Origin of the sequence: Streptomyces sp. NPDC048644 (assembly GCF_043199105.1) — a bacterium.
In the GTDB taxonomy this organism is placed as follows: Bacteria; Actinomycetota; Actinomycetes; order Streptomycetales; family Streptomycetaceae; genus Streptomyces.
In genome coordinates this window covers 482180-502412 of the sequence record NZ_JBICVO010000004.1, presented here as the reverse complement: position 1 = coordinate 502412, position 20233 = coordinate 482180, and the positions used below count along the sequence as shown (strand labels likewise).

At 71.3% G+C, this 20233-nt stretch carries 17 protein-coding genes and 1 pseudogene; 9 read left to right on the top strand and 9 right to left on the bottom strand.

Translation table 11 applies throughout. The features are described from left to right. Positions 1-14 precede the first annotated feature (14 nt). Positions 15-755: pseudogene (ppgK, locus tag ACGFNI_RS11870) on the top strand (polyphosphate--glucose phosphotransferase); the annotation flags it as partial. Here ppgK and ACGFNI_RS11865 read toward each other — a convergent pair. Next, on the bottom strand, positions 688-1269 hold the full coding sequence (locus ACGFNI_RS11865; RefSeq protein ID WP_393683049.1) for a DUF6542 domain-containing protein: 582 nt from the start codon (positions 1267-1269) through the stop codon (positions 688-690). The pseudogene ppgK and the gene ACGFNI_RS11865 sit on opposite strands and share 68 nt — an antisense overlap. A 454-nt stretch (positions 1270-1723) precedes the next feature. Here ACGFNI_RS11865 and ychF point away from each other — a divergent pair, with 454 nt between their 5' ends. Continuing rightward, entirely contained in the window at positions 1724-2812 is a 1089-nt protein-coding gene (ychF, locus tag ACGFNI_RS11860; RefSeq protein WP_393682856.1) for a redox-regulated ATPase YchF, read from the top strand. A gap of 138 nt (positions 2813-2950) precedes the next feature. On the opposite strand, the gene ACGFNI_RS11855 is transcribed toward ychF, so the two are convergent. From ACGFNI_RS11855 to ACGFNI_RS11845, 3 genes are all read right to left on the bottom strand, one after another. Beyond that, entirely contained in the window at positions 2951-3214 is a 264-nt protein-coding gene (locus tag ACGFNI_RS11855; protein WP_393682853.1) for a type II toxin-antitoxin system RelE/ParE family toxin, read from the bottom strand. Beyond that, positions 3207-3473: a type II toxin-antitoxin system Phd/YefM family antitoxin gene (locus ACGFNI_RS11850; RefSeq protein ID WP_393682851.1), complete on the bottom strand. Its 267-nt coding sequence runs from the start codon at positions 3471-3473 to the stop codon at positions 3207-3209. The genes ACGFNI_RS11855 and ACGFNI_RS11850 overlap by 8 nt, the downstream gene beginning before the upstream one ends. A gap of 106 nt (positions 3474-3579) precedes the next feature. After that, on the bottom strand, positions 3580-4344 hold the full coding sequence (locus ACGFNI_RS11845) for a PIG-L deacetylase family protein (RefSeq protein ID WP_393682849.1): 765 nt from the start codon (positions 4342-4344) through the stop codon (positions 3580-3582). A gap of 227 nt (positions 4345-4571) precedes the next feature. Between ACGFNI_RS11845 and ACGFNI_RS11840 the strand changes: the two genes are divergently transcribed. The 6 genes from ACGFNI_RS11840 to ACGFNI_RS11815 all read left to right on the top strand — a co-directional run bounded on the left by ACGFNI_RS11840 (position 4572) and on the right by ACGFNI_RS11815 (position 11839). Beyond that, positions 4572-5324, top strand: coding sequence for a GntR family transcriptional regulator (locus ACGFNI_RS11840; protein WP_393682847.1), 753 nt, complete (start codon positions 4572-4574; stop codon positions 5322-5324). A 395-nt stretch (positions 5325-5719) separates the two neighbouring features. Beyond that, a complete protein-coding gene (locus tag ACGFNI_RS11835; protein ID WP_393682845.1) occupies positions 5720-7480 on the top strand; it encodes an APC family permease in 1761 nt (586 codons plus the stop codon). A gap of 232 nt (positions 7481-7712) precedes the next feature. Then, complete coding sequence (locus ACGFNI_RS11830) at positions 7713-7892, top strand: SPOR domain-containing protein (protein WP_393682843.1); 180 nt, start codon at positions 7713-7715, stop codon at positions 7890-7892. Between the two features lie 40 nt (positions 7893-7932). Beyond that, positions 7933-8358, top strand: coding sequence for a (deoxy)nucleoside triphosphate pyrophosphohydrolase (locus ACGFNI_RS11825; RefSeq protein WP_393682841.1), 426 nt, complete (start codon positions 7933-7935; stop codon positions 8356-8358). A 271-nt stretch (positions 8359-8629) separates the two neighbouring features. Further along, positions 8630-9019 carry an ATP-binding protein gene (locus tag ACGFNI_RS11820; protein ID WP_393683047.1) on the top strand — a complete coding sequence of 130 codons (390 nt, stop codon included), beginning with the start codon at positions 8630-8632 and terminating at the stop codon, positions 9017-9019. A gap of 276 nt (positions 9020-9295) precedes the next feature. Continuing rightward, on the top strand, positions 9296-11839 hold the full coding sequence (locus ACGFNI_RS11815) for a SpoIIE family protein phosphatase (protein WP_393682839.1): 2544 nt from the start codon (positions 9296-9298) through the stop codon (positions 11837-11839). Between the two features lie 51 nt (positions 11840-11890). Here the strand turns inward: ACGFNI_RS11815 and ACGFNI_RS11810 are convergent, their stop codons facing one another. The 5 genes from ACGFNI_RS11810 to ACGFNI_RS11790 form a co-directional block, all read right to left on the bottom strand. After that, a complete protein-coding gene (locus ACGFNI_RS11810; RefSeq protein ID WP_393682838.1) occupies positions 11891-13303 on the bottom strand; it encodes an amidohydrolase family protein in 1413 nt (470 codons plus the stop codon). A 104-nt stretch (positions 13304-13407) separates the two neighbouring features. Continuing rightward, a complete protein-coding gene (locus ACGFNI_RS11805) occupies positions 13408-14202 on the bottom strand; it encodes a succinate dehydrogenase/fumarate reductase iron-sulfur subunit (protein WP_393682836.1) in 795 nt (264 codons plus the stop codon). Continuing rightward, positions 14199-16151: a fumarate reductase/succinate dehydrogenase flavoprotein subunit gene (locus tag ACGFNI_RS11800; RefSeq protein ID WP_393682834.1), complete on the bottom strand. Its 1953-nt coding sequence runs from the start codon at positions 16149-16151 to the stop codon at positions 14199-14201. The genes ACGFNI_RS11805 and ACGFNI_RS11800 overlap by 4 nt, the downstream gene beginning before the upstream one ends. Positions 16152-16193: 42 nt before the next feature. Next, complete coding sequence (locus ACGFNI_RS11795; protein WP_393682832.1) at positions 16194-17021, bottom strand: hypothetical protein; 828 nt, start codon at positions 17019-17021, stop codon at positions 16194-16196. Between the two features lie 72 nt (positions 17022-17093). Beyond that, positions 17094-17399, bottom strand: coding sequence for a hypothetical protein (locus ACGFNI_RS11790; RefSeq protein ID WP_393682830.1), 306 nt, complete (start codon positions 17397-17399; stop codon positions 17094-17096). A gap of 376 nt (positions 17400-17775) precedes the next feature. Between ACGFNI_RS11790 and ACGFNI_RS11785 the strand changes: the two genes are divergently transcribed. Further along, positions 17776-20157, top strand: a complete 2382-nt coding sequence (locus ACGFNI_RS11785) for an ABC transporter family substrate-binding protein (RefSeq protein WP_393682828.1) — start codon at positions 17776-17778, stop codon at positions 20155-20157. The last annotated feature ends 76 nt before the right edge of the window (positions 20158-20233 follow it).

Here is a 20233-nt window from a genome sequence, read left to right as displayed (position 1 = left end):
CCTAGCCTTTTCCCATGAAGGTCTTCGGTGTGGACATCGGCGGTTCGGGCATCAAGGGCGCCCCGGTCGACCTGGAACGCGGTGAGCTGGCCGACGCGCGCCACAAGGTGCTGACACCGCAGCCGGCCACCCCGGACGCGGTCGCCGACTGCGTCCGGCAGGTCGTCGCGCACTTCGACTGGACGGGCCCGGTCGGCGCGACCTTCCCCGGCGTGGTCACCGGCGGCGTCACCCGTACCGCCGCCAACGTCGACGCCGGCTGGATCGACGCCGAAGCCGCCACGCTGCTCACCGGCCGGCTCGGCGGCGAGTCCGGCGGCTGCCCGGTGACGCTGCTCAACGACGCGGACGCGGCGGGCCTCGCCGAGATGCGCTACGGCGCGGGCCGCGGGCGCCGGGGCACGGTCATCGTGCTCACCCTCGGAACCGGCATCGGCAGCGCCGTCTTCACCGGCGGCCGGCTGATCCCCAACACCGAACTCGGCCACCTGGAGCTGAACGGCCACGACGCCGAGAAGCGCGCCTCGACCCGCGCCAAGGAGGACGGCGAGCTGAGCTGGCCGCGGTGGGCGCGCCGCGTCCAGAAGTACCTCGCCCACGTGGAGATGCTGTTCTCGCCGGAGCTGTTCGTGATCGGCGGCGGGGTGAGCCGCAAGGCGGAGAAGTTCCTGCCGCTGATCGAGGGGATCAACGCCGAGGTCGTACCGGCTCAGCTTCAGAACGACGCGGGGATTGTGGGGGCTGCGATGGCTGCGCACGCCGCTCGGGCTGGCGGGCCACCTGACGCGGACGGTTCTCCGGAGACCGGGCCTGCCGCGGCCGGCCCGCAGGGGCGTCCTGACCGGCCGCGGGCCGCCGGCCCTGCGGCCGTCCCGCCGGTCGAGTCGCCGGTCGGCTGGCCCGACGCCGGACGATGAGCACCACTTTGCGCACCAGCACCAGCAGTACGCAGACCAGCGTGCCCGCGTAGAGCCAGCCCGCGTTCAGCGCCAGCACCGTGAAGACCCCCATCAGGAGCCCGCCGAACCCGTCGGAACCACGGTGGATCGGCACCGCGCCCAGCGTGAAGGCGATCGGCAGCGCGACCGGCGCCGCCACCAGGTCGTAGGGCCGTACCCACAGGCCCGCACCCACCGCGACCAGCAGGAAGAACACGCCGTACACGGCCTGTGCCCCGTCGAAGAGGAACTGGTCGAGCGCGGCGAACGCCAGCAGGGTGAGGGTGCTGAGCAGCCCGCAGCCCAGGCCGGTCAGCTTCGGTGCCGGCATCCGGCGCAGAAAGGCGACCAGCGGTGCCAGCGGGGGCCTGCGCCGCACCCCGGCACGGTGGACGGCGGCGGAGCCCGGCGCGGCCCGCTCGCCCCCGGAGCCCTCGGCCCGGCCGCCGCGCGGTTCGTCCTCCCGGCCGCGCGGTCGCCCGCCCGGACGCTCGTTCACGGACGCCGCGGGGCGGGGGAGCCGGGCATCCTGGCCGGTGAGCGACCTGCTGCTCCCGGGCGGGCGGTGCTGGGGGGTGCGCGCTTCGTGTTGCTCCACTCGCCAACGGTAGGCCGCTAAGTGGTATTAACAGGCTTCAGGACACGCGCTTTCCCCGAGGTGGACGGCGCGTTCGACGGAATACACCGGGCCGGGCGGACTGCCGCGCCCGCCCCGTAGACTGGTGGATCGGCCCCTACGGGAGCCGTGTCAGCCCTCCACCGCCTCGCTCCGGGAAGTCGCCACCGTGTCGCTCACGATCGGAATCGTCGGTCTGCCGAATGTCGGCAAGTCGACCCTGTTCAACGCCCTGACCAAGAACGACGTGCTGGCGGCCAACTACCCGTTCGCCACCATCGAGCCGAACGTCGGCGTCGTCGGCGTCCCGGACACCCGTCTGGCCACCCTCGCCGGGATCTTCGGCTCGCAGAAGATCCTCCCCGCCACCGTCGACTTCGTCGACATCGCGGGCATCGTCCGCGGCGCGTCCGAGGGGGAGGGCCTGGGCAACAAGTTCCTCGCGAACATCCGCGAGTCCGACGCGATCTGCCAGGTCATCCGCGCCTTCAAGGACGAGAACGTCGTCCACGTCGACGGCAAGGTCTCGCCCAAGGACGACATCGAGACCATCAACACCGAGCTGATCCTCGCCGACCTCCAGACCATCGAGAAGGTGCTGCCGCGCCTGGTCAAGGAGTCCCGGATCCAGAAGGACAAGGCCGTCCAGGTCAAGGCCGTCGAAGAGGTCAAGGCGATCCTGGAGGAGGGCCACACCCTCTTCTCCGCCGGCATCACCAAGGAGTCCGAGAAGGGTGAGCTGCTGCGCGACCTGCACCTGCTCACCACCAAGCCGTTCCTCTACGTCTTCAACGTCGACGAGGACGAGCTGACCGACGACGACTTCAAGAACGAGCAGCGCGCCCTGGTCGCCCCCGCCGAGGCCATCTTCCTCAACGCCAAGCTGGAGGCCGACCTCGCCGAGCTGGACGACGAGGAGGCACTCGAACTCCTCCAGTCCGTCGGCCAGGAAGAGCCCGGCCTCGCCACCCTCGCCCACGTCGGCTTCAACACCCTCGGCCTCCAGACGTACCTGACCGCAGGCCCCAAGGAAACCCGCGCCTGGACCATCAAGAAGGGCGCCACCGCCCCCGAGGCCGCCGGCGTCATCCACACCGACTTCCAAAAGGGCTTCATCAAGGCCGAGGTCATCTCCTTCGCCGACCTCGTGGAAGCCGGCTCGGTCGCCGACGCCCGCTCGGTGGGCAAGGCCCGCATGGAGGGCAAGGAGTATGTGATGCAGGACGGGGATGTGGTGGAGTTCCGGTTCAACGTGTGACCGGATGGCACCACACCACGTCACCGACCTGACCCGGCGAACGGGCCGGTCGGAAGGGGTCGGCTCCTTCGGGGGCCGACCCCTGAGTCGTTTCCGTGGCGGATCGGTGCGGGCTTCTCCGTCTCCGGGCCGGGGGACTCAGGTGCCGTAGACCGTGGACCGGTGTCCGATGTGGACGACCCACACCACCAGTTCGCCGTTGTCGAGGGTGTAGATCACGCGGTAGTCGCCGACCCGTAGACGGCGGCGTTCGGGCTGGGAGACGAGGGCGGTGGTGTGGAAGCCCAGGGGGTCGCTCTCCAGCTCGGTCAGCTTGGTGAGGATGCGCAGCGCCATGTCGCGCGGGATCTTGCGGAGTTCGGCCTGTGCCTCGGGCCGGAAGACGGTGCGGTACTCACTCACTGCGCTCCAGGGTCTCCCTCATGACGTCCTCGATCGGGACTGCGGGCGCGCGGTTCGCCATGCGCTCGTCGATGATGCGGTTCATCTCGCGCTCTTCCCACTGCTGGTACTTGCGCAGGACGTCGATCGATACGACGGCGGCGACTTCCTTGCCGCGTCGCGTGATGACGGTGGGCTGGTCGTCACGGTCGGCGCGCTCGACGACCTCGGCCAGGTGCGCGCGGACGTCGCGGATGGACTCTATGGGCGTCTGTGTCATGGACTCAAAGGTACCGGGTGTGCCATGTGTACACAATGGGAGGTTCTGGCGTCCGTCTTCGGCGGGAGCCCGGCCGTTCCGGGCCGGAATCACCCGACGCCCCCGTTCACCGTGGAAAGACCTCGAAGAGCGTCGCAGGCCGGCCTCGGTGGCGGTCCGCGGCGGCCTGGAGCATGGGGGTGAGGAAGGCGCGGGCGTAGGTGCGGGGGTCCTGGTGGGTGGGGGAGAGGCCCTGGATGTAGGTGCGGTGGGCGGCGAGGGAGTCGATGGCGCGGTCGATGCCGGGGCCCACTTCGGCGGCGTGGGTGGGGTGGGGGGAGCCCGCCACGGCCACCCAGCGGACGCCGTTCCAGGGGGCGAGGCCCTGTTCCGTGGTGAGTTCGGGGAAGATCCAGCGGTTGCCCGCGTCGCCCGCCGCGTCCAGGGCGGCGCGGCCGACGACCCGGTGGTCGGGAGTGTTCCACTGGACGCCGCCCCAGGTGTCGTGGTGGTTGAGGGTGATGAGGAGTTCGGGGCGGTGGCGGCGGACGGCGGCTGCCAGGTCGCGGCGCAGGGCCGTGGTCGCCTCGATGACGCCATCGGGGTGATCGAGGAATTCGACGGTGTCGACGCCCACCAGGGCGGCGCCGGCCCGCTGTTCGGCCTCGCGCACCGGGGCGCACCGCTCAGGCGCGAGGCCGTCGATGCCCGCTTCGCCGCGGGTCACCAGGAGGTAGCCGACCTCGCGCCCGGCCGCCGTCCACTCGGCGATGGCGGCGGCTGCGCCGTATTCGAGGTCGTCGGGGTGCGCGACGATCGCAAGGGCGCGCTGCCAGTCCTCGGGCATGGCGGCCAGTGGGGGAGGGGCGTCCGGCGCGGATTCGGGGGGCATGGGTGCTCCTTGCTCGCGGGCCCGGAGTGGCGGCGGGGGCGGGTGCGGTGCCTGTTCGATCGTGGCAGGAAAGGGGTGGGGCGGCAGGGGAATCTGACGCATTTCCTTGATCGGTATGCCGGGTGAGCTGGGGATCATCACTTTGGGTGTTTTTCTGGCCCGAGCTTGCGGGTGGCGACGCGGGGTTGCCACGCTGTTGCTGACTGTCAAGCTGTTGGGAGGGGCACGTGCCTTTCGGTGAGCAGCCCGCGTACCTCCGCGTCGCCGGCGACCTGCGCCAGAAGATCGTCGACGGCGTGCTGCCGCCGCACACCCGCCTCCCCTCCCAGGCCCGCATCCGCGCGGAGTACGGCGTATCGGACACGGTCGCCCTGGAAGCCCGCAAGGTCCTGATGGCCGAGGGGCTCGTCGAGGGTCGCTCCGGCTCAGGGACGTACGTGCGCGAGCGGCCCGTCCCGCGCCGTATCGCCCGCGCCGGGTACCACGCGGGCCCGGCGTGCACGCCGTTCCGGCAGGAGCAGACCGACGAGCGGGTGAAGGGGAGCTGGGAGTCCAGCAGCGGCCAGGAGGAGGCCGGCCCCGCCGTTGCCGGGCGGCTGCGCATCCAGCGCGGGGCCCGGGTGATGCGGACGCGCTACGTCTTTCGTGCGGAGGGTGAGCCCACCATGCTGTCCACCTCCTGGGAGCCCCTGGAGGTGACGGGGCGGACGCCGGTGATGCTGCCCGAGGAGGGGCCGCTGGCCGGCCGTGGGGTCGTCGAGCGGATGGCCGCCATCGACATCGTGGTGGACAACGTCATGGAGGAGGTCGGGTCGCGACCCGGCCTCGCGGAAGAGGTCATGGTGCTGGGCGGGGTGCCGGGGCACGCGGTGCTGGTCATCTCGCGGACGTACTGCGCGGGCGGGCGGCCCGTGGAGACGGCGGACGTGGTCACGCTCGCCGACCGCCATCGGGTGACGTATCACCTGCCGGTGCGTTGAGGGGTTTCCGGTGGGGTGACTGTGGAGTCGCATCGGAGACCCCTGGGTCGGCGTTTCGGTGACTTCTGACGTTCGCCCGTGAGCGGGGCGGGAGTTACCGGCGGGTTCCAGCAGGCGGGCGGTGTGGCGGTGGCCGTGCGCGCCCCTGCTGCGTCTCTGCGCCCTGGGTGATTCCACGGCCCTGAGTTGTCCTCTTCGGGTTGCTCGTTGCGCCAGTTATGCGGTCGCTATGTCCGTATTCGTACGGAACTGTCGGCTGAAACGTGCCGTGGGAAAACTCACAGACCCTCAGTCGAGCGGGAATTTTTGCCGAGTAAGGGAAACCGATCATCTGATTCGCTCTTACGATGGCGAAGTTTGTGCACGGCACGGGGGAAGACCAGGAGACCAAGCACGTGAGCACGACGAAACCCACGACTGCGGAGCAGGGCTCGCATTCGAATTACCGTCGGTCCCTCGGGACCATCGCCCTGACCGCCACTGGTCTCGGATCGATCATCGGCTCCGGCTGGCTCTTCGGGGCCGAGCGGGCTGCCGCCATCGCCGGTCCTGCCGCCATCCTCGCCTGGGTCATCGGCGCGGTTGTCGCGCTCACGATCGCCCTCACCTACACCGAGCTGGGCTCGATGTTCCCGAAGGCCGGCGGCATGGTCCGGTACGGCCAGTACTCGCACGGCTCGCTCGCCGGGTACCTCGCTGCCTGGGCCAACTGGATCGCGATCGTCTCGGTGATCCCCGGTGAGGCCACCGCCTCCGTGCAGTACATGAGTTCCTGGGACTTCGAATGGACCCACGGGCTGTACGACGGCAAGGAGCTGACGGGCACCGGCGTGGCGCTCGCCAGCGTGCTGCTGATCTTCTACTTCTTCCTGAACTGGTTCGCGATCACGCTGTTCGCGAAGACCAACACGGCCATCACGGTCTTCAAGGTCGTCGTGCCGATCCTGACCGCGAGCGCGCTGATGCTGGCGCACTTCGACACCAGCAACATCACCGACCACGGCGGCTTCACCCCCAACGGCTGGAGCTCGGTCTTCACCGCCGTCGCGGTCTCCGGCATCGTCTGGGCCTACAACGGCTTCCAGTCGCCGCTGAACCTCGCGGGCGAGGCGCGTAACCCGGGCCGCTCGCTGCCCAAGGCCGTCATCTGGTCCATCGTGATCGCGCTGGTCATCTACGTCGCGCTCCAGGTCGCCTTCCTGATGGCGGTCCCGGGTGACAAGCTGGGCGCCGCAGGCGGCTGGGCCGGTCTCGGCTACAACTCCCCGCTCGCCGACCTCGCCGTCGCCTGGGGCCTGAACTGGCTGGCGATGCTGCTCTACGCCGACGCCTTCATCTCCCCGTCCGGCACCGGCATGATCTACGCGGCCACCACCTCGCGCATGATCCACGGTGTCCAGGAGAACGGTCACCTGCCCGGCATCTTCGGCAAGGTCGACAAGAAGACGGGTGTGCCGCGGCCCGCCCTGGTGCTCAACCTCGTCATCGCCTTCCTCTTCCTGGCGGTCTTCCGCGGCTGGGGCTCGCTCGCCGAGATCGTCTCGGTCGCGACCGTCATCTCGTACATCACGGGTCCGGTCGCCGTGATGTCGCTGCGCCGGCTTTCGCCCGACCTCAAGCGGCCGGTCAAGCTGCGGGTGATGCCGGTGATCGCGCCGATCGCGATGGTCTTCGGCTCGCTGGTGCTCTACTGGGGCCGCTGGCCGCTCACCGGCAAGGTCATTCTGATCATGGCCGTCGGACTGCCGGTCTGGGCCTGGTACGAGATCGGCAAGCCGCTCACCCAGGGCCGCAAGCCGTGGGCCGAGCTGCGCCCGCACCTCAAGGCCGGCGCCTGGATGGTGGCGTACCTGCTGGTCATGGCCCTCATCTCGTACATGGGCGGCAAGGAGTTCGGCGGCAAGGGTTACCTGCCGTCGGGCTGGGACATCGTTGTGGTCGCGCTGGTCGGCCTCGCCTTCTACTTCTGGGGCGTGCGCAGCTCGTGGCGCAACCCCTCGCTGGTCCAGGTAGAGGCGGAGATCCAGGCGGCGAACGAGGCCGATGAGGCGGCTGAGGCGGCTGAGGCGGCGACCATCGGCGCCCAGCGCTCCGGCGAATCCACGGGGTCCGACGACGACCCCGCGGGCGAGGGCAAGGCCCGTACCGGCGCCTGACGTCCTGGAAAAGCGCTTTCGCACCACCGAGCCGTCCGTCGGCTCCACCGGCCGCTCGCAGGCCCTCCCGGTTCTCCGGGGGCCGCGGGTGGCCGGTTCGGTATCTCTTTGTGCCATTCCGTATCCGCTGAGTGAAGGTCGGGCGTAGGGTCGGGCATATGCAGAATGCGGTTTCGGCATCGGTACAGGAGGGGCGCGCGTGGGCGCGCTGCACGGCGGACGGAGGGGCGCGATGAGCGACAGTGGGGCCGTGCTGCCCTGGCTCGTCATCCGTCAGGACGAAGGCGGCAATCGTTATCGCGTGGGCAGGTACGCCACCCGCGCGGAGGCCGAGAAGGTGGCGGGCGGGCTCGACGCCCGTGGCGACCAGCGGCTTTACGTGGTGGAGCGGGTGGGGCGGACGACCGGCTGAGCGGGTTGCGCGGTGCAGTGCGCGCCGTAGGCTGCCGCGTATGACGACGGTGCGTGTGGTGGTGGGCGGAGCGGTGCTCGACCGGGGGCGGCTGCTGGCCGCACGGCGCAGCGCGCCGCCCGCGCTGGCCGGCCGCTGGGAGCTGCCCGGCGGCAAGGTGGAGGACGGCGAGACACCCGAGCAGGCCCTGGTGCGCGAGTTGCGCGAGGAGTTGGGTGTCGAGGTGGAGCCGGGGGAGCGGATCGCCGGCGAGTGGCCGCTGCGTCCCGGGTTCGTGCTGCGGGTCTGGGCCGCCCGGCTGGTGTCGGGTGAGCCGCGGGCCCTCCAGGACCACGACGAACTGCGCTGGCTGCCGCCGAGCGAGGAGCTGTCGGTCGACTGGCTCGACCAGGACCGCCCGGCGGTCGCCGAGGCGATGCGCCGGCTGCGGGAGACGGTGGGGTCGGCAGCCGCGGACAACGGCTAGACGGGGAAGTCCGACGTCGTGCCTGCCTGACGACACGGCTTCGGCTTCGGGCCTGCCCGTCCGGCCGCGCCGCGCCGAAGTGCGGCGGGTGTGGAACAGTGCCCGGTGGAGGACGGTACTTGCAGGTCGATATCGGGTATGTCCTGATTGACCCTTTTCTTTTTGGGTGATGTCGACGGGCATCGCATCGGGCTGGGAAGTGATCGGCGTGAGCGACAGCGCAGCGGCAGGGGCCCCGGATTCGGCCTCCACGTACGTCCGCCGCCGCGGCATGGCCTCCGGTTCCCCGATCGCCGAATGGAGCTTCCCCGCGGATCCCGGTGCGGTGCGCACCGCCCGCGCGATGGTCCGCCAGGCGCTCACCGACTGGGGCCTTGAGTCCTCCGTCGACGTCGCCGTCCTGCTCGTCAGCGAACTGGTCACCAATTCCCTGCGCTACGCCAGCGGTCCCATCGGCGTGCGCATGGTGCTGCTCAGCGGGGGCGGTCTGCTGGTCGAGGTGTCCGATCCGCTGCCGGACCCGCCGCAGGAACGCACCGCGGCACCCGACGACGAGGGGGGTCGCGGACTCCAGCTGGTGGCGTGCACGTCACGGCGCTGGGGCACCCGGCGCGGAAAGACCGGCAAGACAGTGTGGTTCGAGCTGACGGTGGCGGGTTAGGAGACAGGTGGAGTCCTGATCGTTGCCATTTCATCGACATTCTGTGGATGGGCTGCGATCGAGACTGTGCTGTGATCGTGAAGACCGTGTTCCGGACGGCCGTGGGGCTGATTTACTCGGCTTGTCCGGTCCGGGCACGATGAGCTGGAGGGGACGGGGCTCGTGAGCGAGATGTCATCTGGCGGGACGCTATCCGCACAGACCGCTGGTCGGGGTGCGCACGGACCGGATGCCCCGGGCGCCGCCCGGCCCGCGCCCGCGCCGCCTTCCCCGCCCGTGTGGCAGAACAGCAGGCCGGGATCGATCTACGACTACATCCGTGTCGCCTCCTTCTCGCTCGGCCCGGACGGGCGGATCGACAGGTGGAGCGAGCGGGCCGCCGAGATGCTCGGTATCACCGCCGGGGACGCGGTCGGCAAGGATCCCGTCGAGGCGTTCGTCCCCAGGGAGCTGCGCGAGACCGGCCGCCGTGCGGTGTCCCGGATCCTCGACGGCCGGGAGTGGACCGGCCTGGTGCCCTACCACCGGGAGGAGAGCGCCGAGGCCGACGGGCTCGCGGAGATCTACGTCATGCCGTCCGAGACGGAGACCGGCGAGCGGACCGCGGTCTGTCTGGTCGTCGACGTGCGGGCGCTGCGCGGCATCGAGACCGACCTCGCCGCCTCGCAGGCCGTTTTCGGTCAATCGCCCATGGGCTTCACCCTGTTCGACACCCGGCTCAAGCTGCTGCGGGTCAACGAAAGGTTCGCCACGGTCTTCGGCGGCCCGGCGAGCAAGTACCGCGGCGGCACCCCGCACGACTTCCTTCCCCGGGCCGAGGCCGAGCGGATGACCGTCGCGCTGCGCAGGGTGCTGGACACCGGAGAGCCGGTCACCGAGATGCAACTGGTGGGTGTGGTGCCGGGTGAGACCGACCGGCGCCGCTGGTCGGTCTCGCTCTACCGGCTGCACGGCGCCAGTGGCCGACCGATCGGCGTCGCCGCGCTCGCCGCCGACGTCACGGGCCGCCGCCGCGCCGAGAGGGAGGCCGCCAACGCCCGCCGCAATCTCGCGCTGCTCAACGAAGCCGGCGCCCGGATAGGCAACTCCCTCGACCTGGAGACCACCGCACGCACCCTCCTGGACGTCGCTGTCCCGCAGTTCTGCGACCTGGCGTCGGTGGACCTCTTCCAAGGGCTGCTGGCCGGTGACGAAGCCCCGCCCGGCATGAGCGACGGCAGCGCCGAACTGCGCAGAGTCGCCTTCTCCAGCGCGGTGTCCGACGCCCCGCTCGCCACCACGGCCTGCTGTGTCGCCGAGGGCGAGCGCGATCCGGTCGCGGTCGGCGCGGTGCACCGCTACCCGTTCAACTCCCCTTGCGCGGGCGCCCTGCGGACCGCGCAGGCACAGATCATCCCCGGCCGGGAGAGCGACGAAGGGCCGGAGCTCGGCGCGGTGGTGCACTCCACGCTCGCCGTCCCGATGGTCGCCAGGGACACCGTCGTCGGCCTGGTGCAGTTCTCCCGTACGAAGGGCAGTGAGCCGTTCGGGGAGCGGGACACCGCGCTGGCGGTGGAGCTGGCGGCCCGCGCCGCGGTCTGCATCGACAACGCCAGGCTCTACCGCAGGGAGCACGAGCGGGCGTTGATACTCCAGCGCAGCCTGCTGCCGCCCGGCGACCCGGAGGCGGCGGGCCTGGACATCGCCTGCCGCTACCTGCCGGGCACCACCGCCACCGAGGTCGGCGGCGACTGGTTCGACGTCATCGAGCTGCCGGGTCACCGCACGGCCCTGGTCATCGGCGACGTCATGGGCCGCGGACTGCGTGCCGCCGTCGCGATGGGTGAACTGCGCAGCGCCGTAAGGACGTTGGCGCTGCTCGACCTGGAGCCGGCCGAGGTGCTCTCGGCGCTCGACGAGATCGCGCGGGGGCTCGGCGGCGGCGAGGGGCGGACCGGCAAGCGGTCGCAGTCCGACAGGGGCGCCGAGAGCGGGCGCGGCGCCGCCGCCGACCTCTCCGAGGTCTACCTCGCCACCTGCGTCTACGCCGTGTACGACCCGGTCACCCGCCGATGTACGTTCGCCAACGCAGGGCACCTGCCGCCGGTGCTGGTCGAAGGGGGTGAGGACGCCCTGCTGCTCGACGTGCCGCCGGGGATGCCGCTGGGTGTCGGCGGCGAGCCGTTCGAGGAGATCGAGGTCGAGCTGCCGGACGGCGCGCTGCTCGCCCTCTACACCGACGGGCTCGTCGAGTCCCGCGACCATCCGCTGGACGAAGGGCTGCAGGCGTTCCGTGGGGCCCTGTCGGAGGCCGGCCGGCCGCTGGAGGACGCCTGCGATCACGTCCTGAGCGCGCTGGACACCTCGCACGGCGAGGATGACATCGCCCTGCTGATGGCCAGGGTGCACGGGCTGCCCAAGGACGCGGTGGGGGACTGGAATCTGGCGCCGGAGGCCCGTTCGGTGGCCCGCGCCCGCGAGCTGGCCCGCGACCAGCTGACGGACTGGGGGCTCGAAGCCCTGGTGGACACCACGGAGTTGCTGGTGAGCGAGTTGGTCACCAACGCGCTGCGGCACGGGCACGGCGAGATCAGGCTGCGGCTGCTGCGGGACCGTTCGCTGGTCTGCGAGGTGTGGGACGCCGACCTCGCCCAGCCGCGCAGACGCCGGGCCAGGGACACCGACGAGGGCGGGCGCGGGCTTCAGCTGGTGGGGCTGCTCAGCTCCCGCTGGGGCAGCCGCCGTACGCCGCGTGGCAAGACCGTCTGGTTCGAACTCGCGCTGCCGGACGGCGAGTCGGAGGTACCGGATCCGGCCGAGGCGCTGCTGAGCCTGTTCTGATCCCGGTGCGGTCGGCAGCGGCCCGGACGGGGGCCGCCGACGGGCCGTGGGTCAGGCGGCGCGCACGTGCGCCGCGGCCCGCTCCGCCTCACGTACCACCCGCGCGGTGTCCACCCCGGCCAGTTCGCCGCGCTCCTTGCGCAGCCGCCCGTCCACGAAGACGTGGGAGAGGTTCGGCGGCTGGCCGTTGAGGACGATCTGACTGGTCCAGTCGAAGCGCGGGGCGAAGTTGAGGGTGCCGGGGTCGAGGATGAGGACGTCGGCGCGCTTGCCCGGGGTCAGCGAGCCGATCCGGTCGGCCATCCCGATGCACTCCGCGCCGCCGAGCGTCGCCATCCGCAGGACGGCGGGGATCGTCGGGTGGATGCCGGCGTCCTCGTGGCGGGCGCGCTGGAGGCCGACCGCCGCCTTCATCAGCGCGAACATGTCGGAGGTGTCGTTCGTCCCGCCGTCGTGCCCGAGCCCGGCCCGTACGCCGTGCCGGTGCAGCGCGGGCAGCGGCATGATGCCGGAGGCCAGCCGCATGTTGCTGAGCGGGCAGTGTGCGACGCGCACGTCGTGGTCGCCGGTGAGCGCGATCTCCTCGTCGGTGAGGTGGACGGCGTGGTTCATCAGGAGCCGCGGGCCGAACGCGCCGACCTCGCGCAGCGCACGGATCTGCTCGTCCTTGCGGTCGTCGCGGTGTTCCAGGACATGGGAGTTGACCATCAGGTCCAGCTCGCGGGCGACGTCGTGGAGCTGCCGCAGGTCCTTGATGCCGGACCTGCCCGCGTGCACCGACACCTGCGCGGAGGCCAGCGGCAGCGGGTCGATGAAGTCCTTCTTGACCTCGCGGATGAGGTGGCGGTCGGCGCCGCTCTGGGTCATCGCGTAGACGAACCGCAGGCCGGCGTCGTCCAGGGCCCGTACGTAGCGCTCGCTGGTGTCGTAGGGGATGGCGTGCACCCAGTCGACGACGGTGGTGACGCCTGCCTGGAGCGCGTCGAGTGCGGTGAGGTGGACGAAGCGGTACATGTCGTCGGGGTGGATCTTGGGGAGGGTGGCGCGGTTGCAGGCGGCCAGCCAGCCGTTCAGGTCCTGGTCGGCGCAGCCGCCGCGGATGCTGGACTGCCACAGGTGGTTGTGCAGGTCGACGAAGCCCGGCAGCACCAGCCTGCCGCGTGCGTCGATCACCCGGGCGCCGTGCGGGACGTCGAGTCCGCGGCCGATGGCGGCGATGGTGCCCTCGCGCAGCAGGACGTCGACGCCGTACTCCAGGGCGCCCAGCGGCCCGTCGCCGAGCGCGGGGTCCATGGTGAGCACCTGGTCGGCGCCCCGGATGAGGGTGGTGCGGCGGGTGCCGTCCGGCTCGGGCGGTGCCGGGGGAGCGGGGCGTTGGCGTACCGGTGTGCCGGCGGCGGCTGCCAGCGGGACGCTGCCGAGGCCCGCCAGCACCCGGCGTCTGGATATCTTCGGAAAGTTCATTCCGTTCTTATAGCGTGCGCGGGCCGCGCGTCGGTAAGGCGTGTTCCAGCCAACTGACGGAAATTCAAGTTCCGTATGATGAAAGCGAGTTGGGGGTTTTCCGCTCAGTCCCCGCGCCGCCTGATCTTGTTGCCCAGCCACACCAGTGGGTCGTACTTGCGGTCCGCCGCCCGTTCCTTGAGCGGGATCAGCGCGTTATCGGTGATCTTGATGTTCTCCGGGCAGACCTCGGTGCAGCACTTGGTGATGTTGCAGTAGCCGAGCCCGTGCTCGTCCTGCGCGGTGCGCTTGCGGTCGAGACCGGTCTCGGGCGCCGCGTCCAGCGGATGCATGTCCAGCTCCGCGATCCGCATCAGGAAGCGCGGCCCGGCGAAGGCCCCCTTGTTCTCCTCGTGATCACGCACCACATGGCAGGTGTCCTGGCACAGGAAACACTCGATGCACTTACGGAACTCCTGCGAACGGTTCACGTCCTCCTGCTGCATGCGGTACTCACCGGGCGACAGGTCGGCGGGCGGCACGAACGCCGGGACCTCCCGCGCCTTCACGTAGTTGAATGACACGTCGGTGACCAGATCCCGGATGACGGGGAACGCCCGCATCGGCGTGATCGTGAGGGTCTGCGACCGGTCGAAGACCGACATCCGGGTCATGCACATCAGCCGCGGCCTGCCGTTGATCTCCGCGCTGCACGAACCGCACTTGCCCGCCTTGCAGTTCCAGCGCACCGCCAGATCCGGCGCCTGGGTGGCCTGCAGCCGGTGGATGATGTCCAGCACCACCTCCCCCTCGTGCACCTCGACCCGGAAATCCTCCAGACCGCCGTCCTCCGCGTCGCCCCGCCACACCCGGAAGTGCGCCGTGTACGTGCCCGTGGTTCCCGTCTCCTGCCCGCTCACCGGCTCAGCTCCTCGTCCGTCAGGTACTTCACCAGCTCGTCCTTGTCGAACAGCTCCAGCAGATCGCGCCGGATCGGCGGGGTCTCGCGACGGCTCAGCCGGATCCGGCCGCGCGCCGGATCCGCGTCCTGCGCCGCGCCTTCCGGTCCGGCCAGCGCACACAGCAGATTGACGGTGCGCCACTGCCTGTCCATCTCCGGATGGTCGTCGCGGGTGTGCCCGCCGCGGCTCTCCTCGCGTTCCAGGGCGGCGCGCGCCACGCACTCGCTGACCAGCAGCATGTTGCGCAGGTCGAGGGCGAGGTGCCAGCCGGGGTTGTACTGCCGGTGCCCCTCGACACCCGCCCGCCCGGCCCGCTCCCGCAGCTCCCCGAGCCGCTCCAGCGCCTGCTCCATCTCGCCCGCCCTGCGGATGATGCCGACCAGGTCGTTCATCGTCTGCTGGAGTTCCTGGTGCAGCGTGTACGGATTCTCCGACGGGCCAGGTGCGCGGTCCGAGCCGCGGGCGCCCTCGGCGCTGAACGGGCGCAGCGCCTCCGCCTCCGCCGCGTCGAGCTGCGCCTGGTCGGCGCGTGGCCTGGTGGTCGTCGCCGCCGCGTACTCGGCGGCGTGCAGACCCGCGCGGCGGCCGAACACCAGCAGGTCGGAGAGGGAATTGCCGCCCAGCCTGTTGGAGCCGTGCATGCCGCCGGCCACCTCACCCGCCGCGAACAGTCCTGGCACACCGGCCGCCGCCGCGGTGTCAGGATCGACGTCGACGCCGCCCATCACGTAGTGGCAGGTCGGCCCGACCTCCATCGGCTCGGCGGTGATGTCCACGTCCGCCAGCTCCTTGAACTGGTGGTGCATGGACGGCAGCCTGCGCTTGATCACCTCGGCCGGCATCCGCGTGGAGACGTCCAGGAAGACGCCGCCGTGCGGGGAGCCGCGGCCCGCCTTGACCTCGGCGTTGATGGCGCGGGCCACCTCGTCGCGTGGCAGCAGCTCGGGCGGGCGCCGGTTGTTGTCCGGGTCGTCGTACCAGCGGTCGCCCTCGTCCTCGGACTGCGCGTACTTCTCCTTGAAGACGTCCGGGATGTAGTCGAACATGAAGCGCTTGCCCTCGCTGTTGCGCAGCACCCCGCCGTCACCGCGGACGGATTCGGTGACGAGGATGCCCTTCACCGACGGTGGCCAGACCATGCCGGTGGGGTGGAACTGCACGAACTCCATGTGCACCAGCGGCGCCCCGGCCAGCAGCGCCAGCGCGTGCCCGTCGCCGGTGTACTCCCACGAGTTCGACGTCACCTTGAAGGACTTGCCGATCCCGCCGGTGGCCAGCACCACGGCGGGCGCCTCCAGGACGAAGAACCTGCCGGACTCCCGCTCGTAGCAGAACGCCCCGGCGACCCGGCGGCCGTCGGGTCCTTCCTCCTTGAGCACCCGGGTGACCGTGCACTCCTGGAAGACCTTCAGCCGCGCGTCGTACGCCCCGAACTCCCGCTCGTCCTCCTGCTGGAGCGAGACGATCTTCTGCTGGAGGGTGCGGATCAGTTCCAGGCCGGTACGGTCGCCGACGTGCGCCAGGCGCGGGTACTCGTGGCCGCCGAAGTTGCGCTGCGAGATCCGGCCGTCCGGGGTGCGGTCGAACAGCGCGCCCCAGGTCTCCAGCTCCCAGACCCGGTCGGGCGCCTCCCTGGCGTGCAGTTCGGCCATCCGCCAGTGGTTGAGGAACTTGCCGCCGCGCAGGGTGTCACGGAAGTGCACCTGCCAGTTGTCGCCGTCGTTGACGTTGCCCATGCTGGCCGCGATGCCTCCCTCGGCCATCACGGTATGGGCCTTGCCGAACAGCGACTTGCAGATCACCGCGGTCCGCAGCCCCGCCTCGCGGGCCTCGATCGCGGCGCGCAGCCCGGCGCCGCCCGCGCCGACCACGACCACGTCCCACGTCTGCCGGTCCACATGCGCCATCGCGGAGCACACCTTTCCTCGGAAGGGTCGAACGATCTGTCGTCAGAAGAACCGCGGGTCGTCGAAGACCCCGGCCGCCAGCAGGAAGACGTAGAAGTCCGCGACGGCCACGCTGATCAGTGAGGACCAGGCGAGCAGCATGTGCCGCTCGTTGAGCTTGCCGACCCAGCCCCACAGCCGGTAGCGCACCGGGTGCTTGGAGAAGTGCCGCAGCCGGCCGCCGACGATGTGCCGGCAGGAGTGGCAGGAGAGGGTGTACGCCCAGATCAGCACGATGTTGGCGAGGAACACCAGGGTGCCCAGGCCCATGTGGCCCCAGGCGTGGTGCGCGTCGCGGAACGCCAGCACGGTGTCGTAGGTGAGCACGCAGGCCACCAGCACCGCGGCGTAGAAGAAGTAGCGGTGGATGTTCTGGAGGATCAGCGGGAAGCGGGTCTCGCCGGTGTACTTCGCGTGCGGCTCGGCGACCGCGCAGGCGGGCGGCGAGGCCCAGAAGCCGCGGTAGTACGCCTTGCGGTAGTAGTAGCAGGTCAGCCGGAAGCCGAGCGGGAAGATCAGGATCAGCAGCGCGGGGGACAGGCCCCACCAGCTCCCGAAGATCTCCCAGTTGGGGCCGCCGTGCATCGGCGCGCAGTTCTGTGCCAGGCACGGCGAGTAGAACGGCGAGACGTACGGGGCGTGGTAGTAGTCGGCGTTCGCGAAGGCCCGCCAGGTCGAGTAGGCGATGAACGCGAGGAGCCCGGCCGCGGTGCAGGCCGGGGCCAGCCACCAGCGGTCGGTCCGCAGGTGACGGGCGGGGATGGCGGCACGCGAGGCGTCGTGCACGCCCCTCGTGCCGGACTGCGGTGCGGGTTCGGTACCAGTGGCCAACGTCGGTCTCCGTCAAGGGCGTTCCGTCGGGGGCGGGTCTTGAGCGGGCGGGGCGGGGTGCGGCCCCCGGGGTCAAGGTGCGTGCCGGTCCTTGGCGCCGAGGCCCTCGTCCTCGGCGTCGGTCCACAGCGTGCTGTCGTAGGGGGCGTCGGAGATGGTGACCACACCCTCCGCCTCGGTGGCCGGACGGTCCTGCGCACGGCCCGCCGATGCCGCGCTCTCCTTGAGCAGCCGCAGGCTCTCGCCCAGATGGTCGGCGTCGCTGCGCACCCGGCGGATGTCGAGTCCGCCGCCGACCCGCTTCTCCAGCCGGCCCACCGCCCGGACCAGTTCGTCCAGGCTCCGTTCGACAGCCGTCAGATCGTCGTGAAGGGACATGGTGTGCCCTCATTTCCGAAGGAGTGGTGGGCGACCTCATGCGCCCGTGAGTGTCGCGCGTCACAGTAGGTGTTGGGAAGGGATCTGTCGTGATTACCGGATCCAACCGGTGCGTTTCGGTCCCCACGCCGCTTTCCGCGCTCCGGCGCCCGGCCGCCGGGCGCCCCCGACCTGCCGACCCACAGGCCCGTACGCCCGCCGTGCGCACGGGTGTTGGGCCGGGTGGGTGGCCTTGGCCCGCCGATCGACGTGTCGGGTGCCGGTGCCGTGATCGGTCGCTTTCAGTGGGGGAGCCATAGATGTGATGAGCCGCAAAGTCGGCCGAACGTGTTGCGGCGGCTCGGCGCGGCGCGCGCGAGCCCCGGAGGTAACAGCCATGACCGACCACGTCAGCACAGGCCGCGCGGCGTGCCGCAGACGCCGTTGCGCCGCGCTCATCGCGGCGGGGGTGCTGCTCCCACTGCCGGTGCTGGCCGGCTGCAGCGCCGACGACGACGGCGGGGCGTCATCGGCCGCCCAGGACATCGCGGTGGCGCCCCGCGGCCGGGTCAAGGACGGCGGTACGGTCCGCTGGGCCGTGGACACCCTGCCCGCCACCCTCAACGCCTTCCATGCCGACGCCGACGCGGCCACCTCGCAGGTCACCGGCGCCGTGCTGCCCGCGCTTTTCACCCTCGACAAGAGCGGCGCACCGCAGCGCAACGCCGACTACCTCACCGCCGCCGACATCACCAAGCGTGAGCCCCGGCAGGTCGTCGTCTACAAGCTCAACCCCAAGGCGCGCTGGAGCGACGGCCGGGCGATCAGCGCGGCCGACTTCGCCGCCCAGTGGAAGGCGCTGCGCGGCAAGGACAACGCGTACTGGACCGCGCGCAATGCCGGCTACGACCGCATCGACAAGGTCGAGCAGGGCGCCGACGCACACCAGGTCAAGGTCACCTTCGCCCGGCCCTACGCGGACTGGCGGTCGCTGTTCACACCGCTCTACCCGCAGCGCGTCATGGGCAGCGCCGACGCCTTCAACGACGGCGCCCGCGAACGTCTGGAGGTGGCGGCCGGCCCGTTCACCGTCGAGGGCCGCGACAGCGACGAGGGCACCGTCACCCTCGTCCGCAACCCGAAGTGGTGGGGGGCGCGCGCCAAGCTCGACCGGATGGTGTTCCAGGCGCTGCCGCGCGCACAGCGGGCCAAGGCGCTGGAAGCCGGGGAGGTCGACGTGGCGGCGGTCGACCCGAAGGACGCCCGGAAGGTCGACCCCACCGGAGGCGGGGCCCCGGGCAGCCAGCCGAAGAGCGTGCACGCGGGCAACCCGGGACCGCAGGCGCAGCGGGCCGCGGCCGGCACGAGGGCCCTGCACGGCTACGCCCTGCGCAAGGCCCTGGAGCCCGCCTACACGCAGCTCGCGCTCAACGGCAGCACCGGTCCGCTCAGCGACGAGCGGGTACGCCGCGCGGTGGCCCGCGCCATCGACCGCCAGAAGCTCGCCGACACCGTGCTCAAGCCCCTGCACCTGCCCTCCCGCCCGCTCGGCAGCCACCTCATGATGGCCGGGCAGCCCGGCTACGAGGACCACAGCGACGCGATCGGCGGCCAGGACACGGGCGCGGCGAAGGCGCTGCTCGCGGACGCCGGCTGGCGGCCGGGGAAGGGCGGCGGCGTCCCGGCGTCGCCGCAGCCCGCGAACGAGGACGCGGCCGGCGGCGGGGCCGCGTCCGGCGCCGCCTCCGCTTCGGCGAAGGCGGGACCGGCCCGCTCATCGAAAGCCGCGCACGCCGGTTCCGACGGCCGCAACCCGGAGCACGCGCCCGCCCGCCCCGACGACGACCACGCCGCCGTCACCCGCCCCGCAATCGCGGACGCTCCGCTCTCGGCGGTCCGCGCGATCGGCGCCGAGGTCCAGCAGGCGGCGCTGCTGCGGCAGAGCGCCACGTTCTACAAAGCCGCGGCGGCCGACCGCAAGGAAGCGGCCGACGGGGACACCGAGGGCTCCGCGTACGCCGCGTCCAGGACGTACGCCGGGCGGGCCGCCCGCGCCCTCGCGGCGGCCGAGCTGGTCGGCACCGGACAGGCAGGTACCGACCAGGCAGGCGCCGGTCGGCCGGGCGCCGGCGGGGCGGTGGCCGGGCACCCGGGGCCGCAGGCCGGCGGGCAGGACGAGAAGGCGGGGAAGAAGGAGGACGCGGAGGGGCGGCCTGCCGAGCGGGCCGCGTCCGCGCAGGTCCCTGCCATGAAGAAGGCCGGCAAGGCGCTGACCCTGCGCTTCGTGCTGCCCGACGGGCCGGGCTCCGAGCAACTGCGCGCCGTGGGTGACCGGATCGCCGCGATGCTCGGCAGGATCGGCGTCAGGACCGCCGTCCAGAAGGTCGATGACCGCAGCTACTTCGACGACCACATCGCCGCGGGCGACTACGACCTGGCGCTCTACACCTGGCCAGGCACCGCCTACCCGGCGACCGACGCCCGGCCGATCTATGCCAAGCCGCAGCCCGCGCCGGACGGCTCGCTGACCGTCGCGCAGAACTACACCCGGGTCGGCACCGACCGGATCGACCAGCTCTTCGACCAGGCGGTGTCCGAGCTGGATCCGGACGGCTCGCGGGAGGTGATGGAGAAGGCGGACGCCCGGATCTGGGCCGTCGCCGGATCGATCCCGCTCTACCAGCAGCCCGAACTCGTCGCCGTCAAGAAGCCGCTCGCCAACGTCGGCGCCTTCGGCTTCGCCACCCCCCGCTTCCAGGACATCGGATACACGAAGTAGCGGCGAACAATCGGTAAGAAAGCGCAGGTCAGACGCGGTACGTACGGGCTGGGGCGGCCAACGCCGCCGCAGCCAC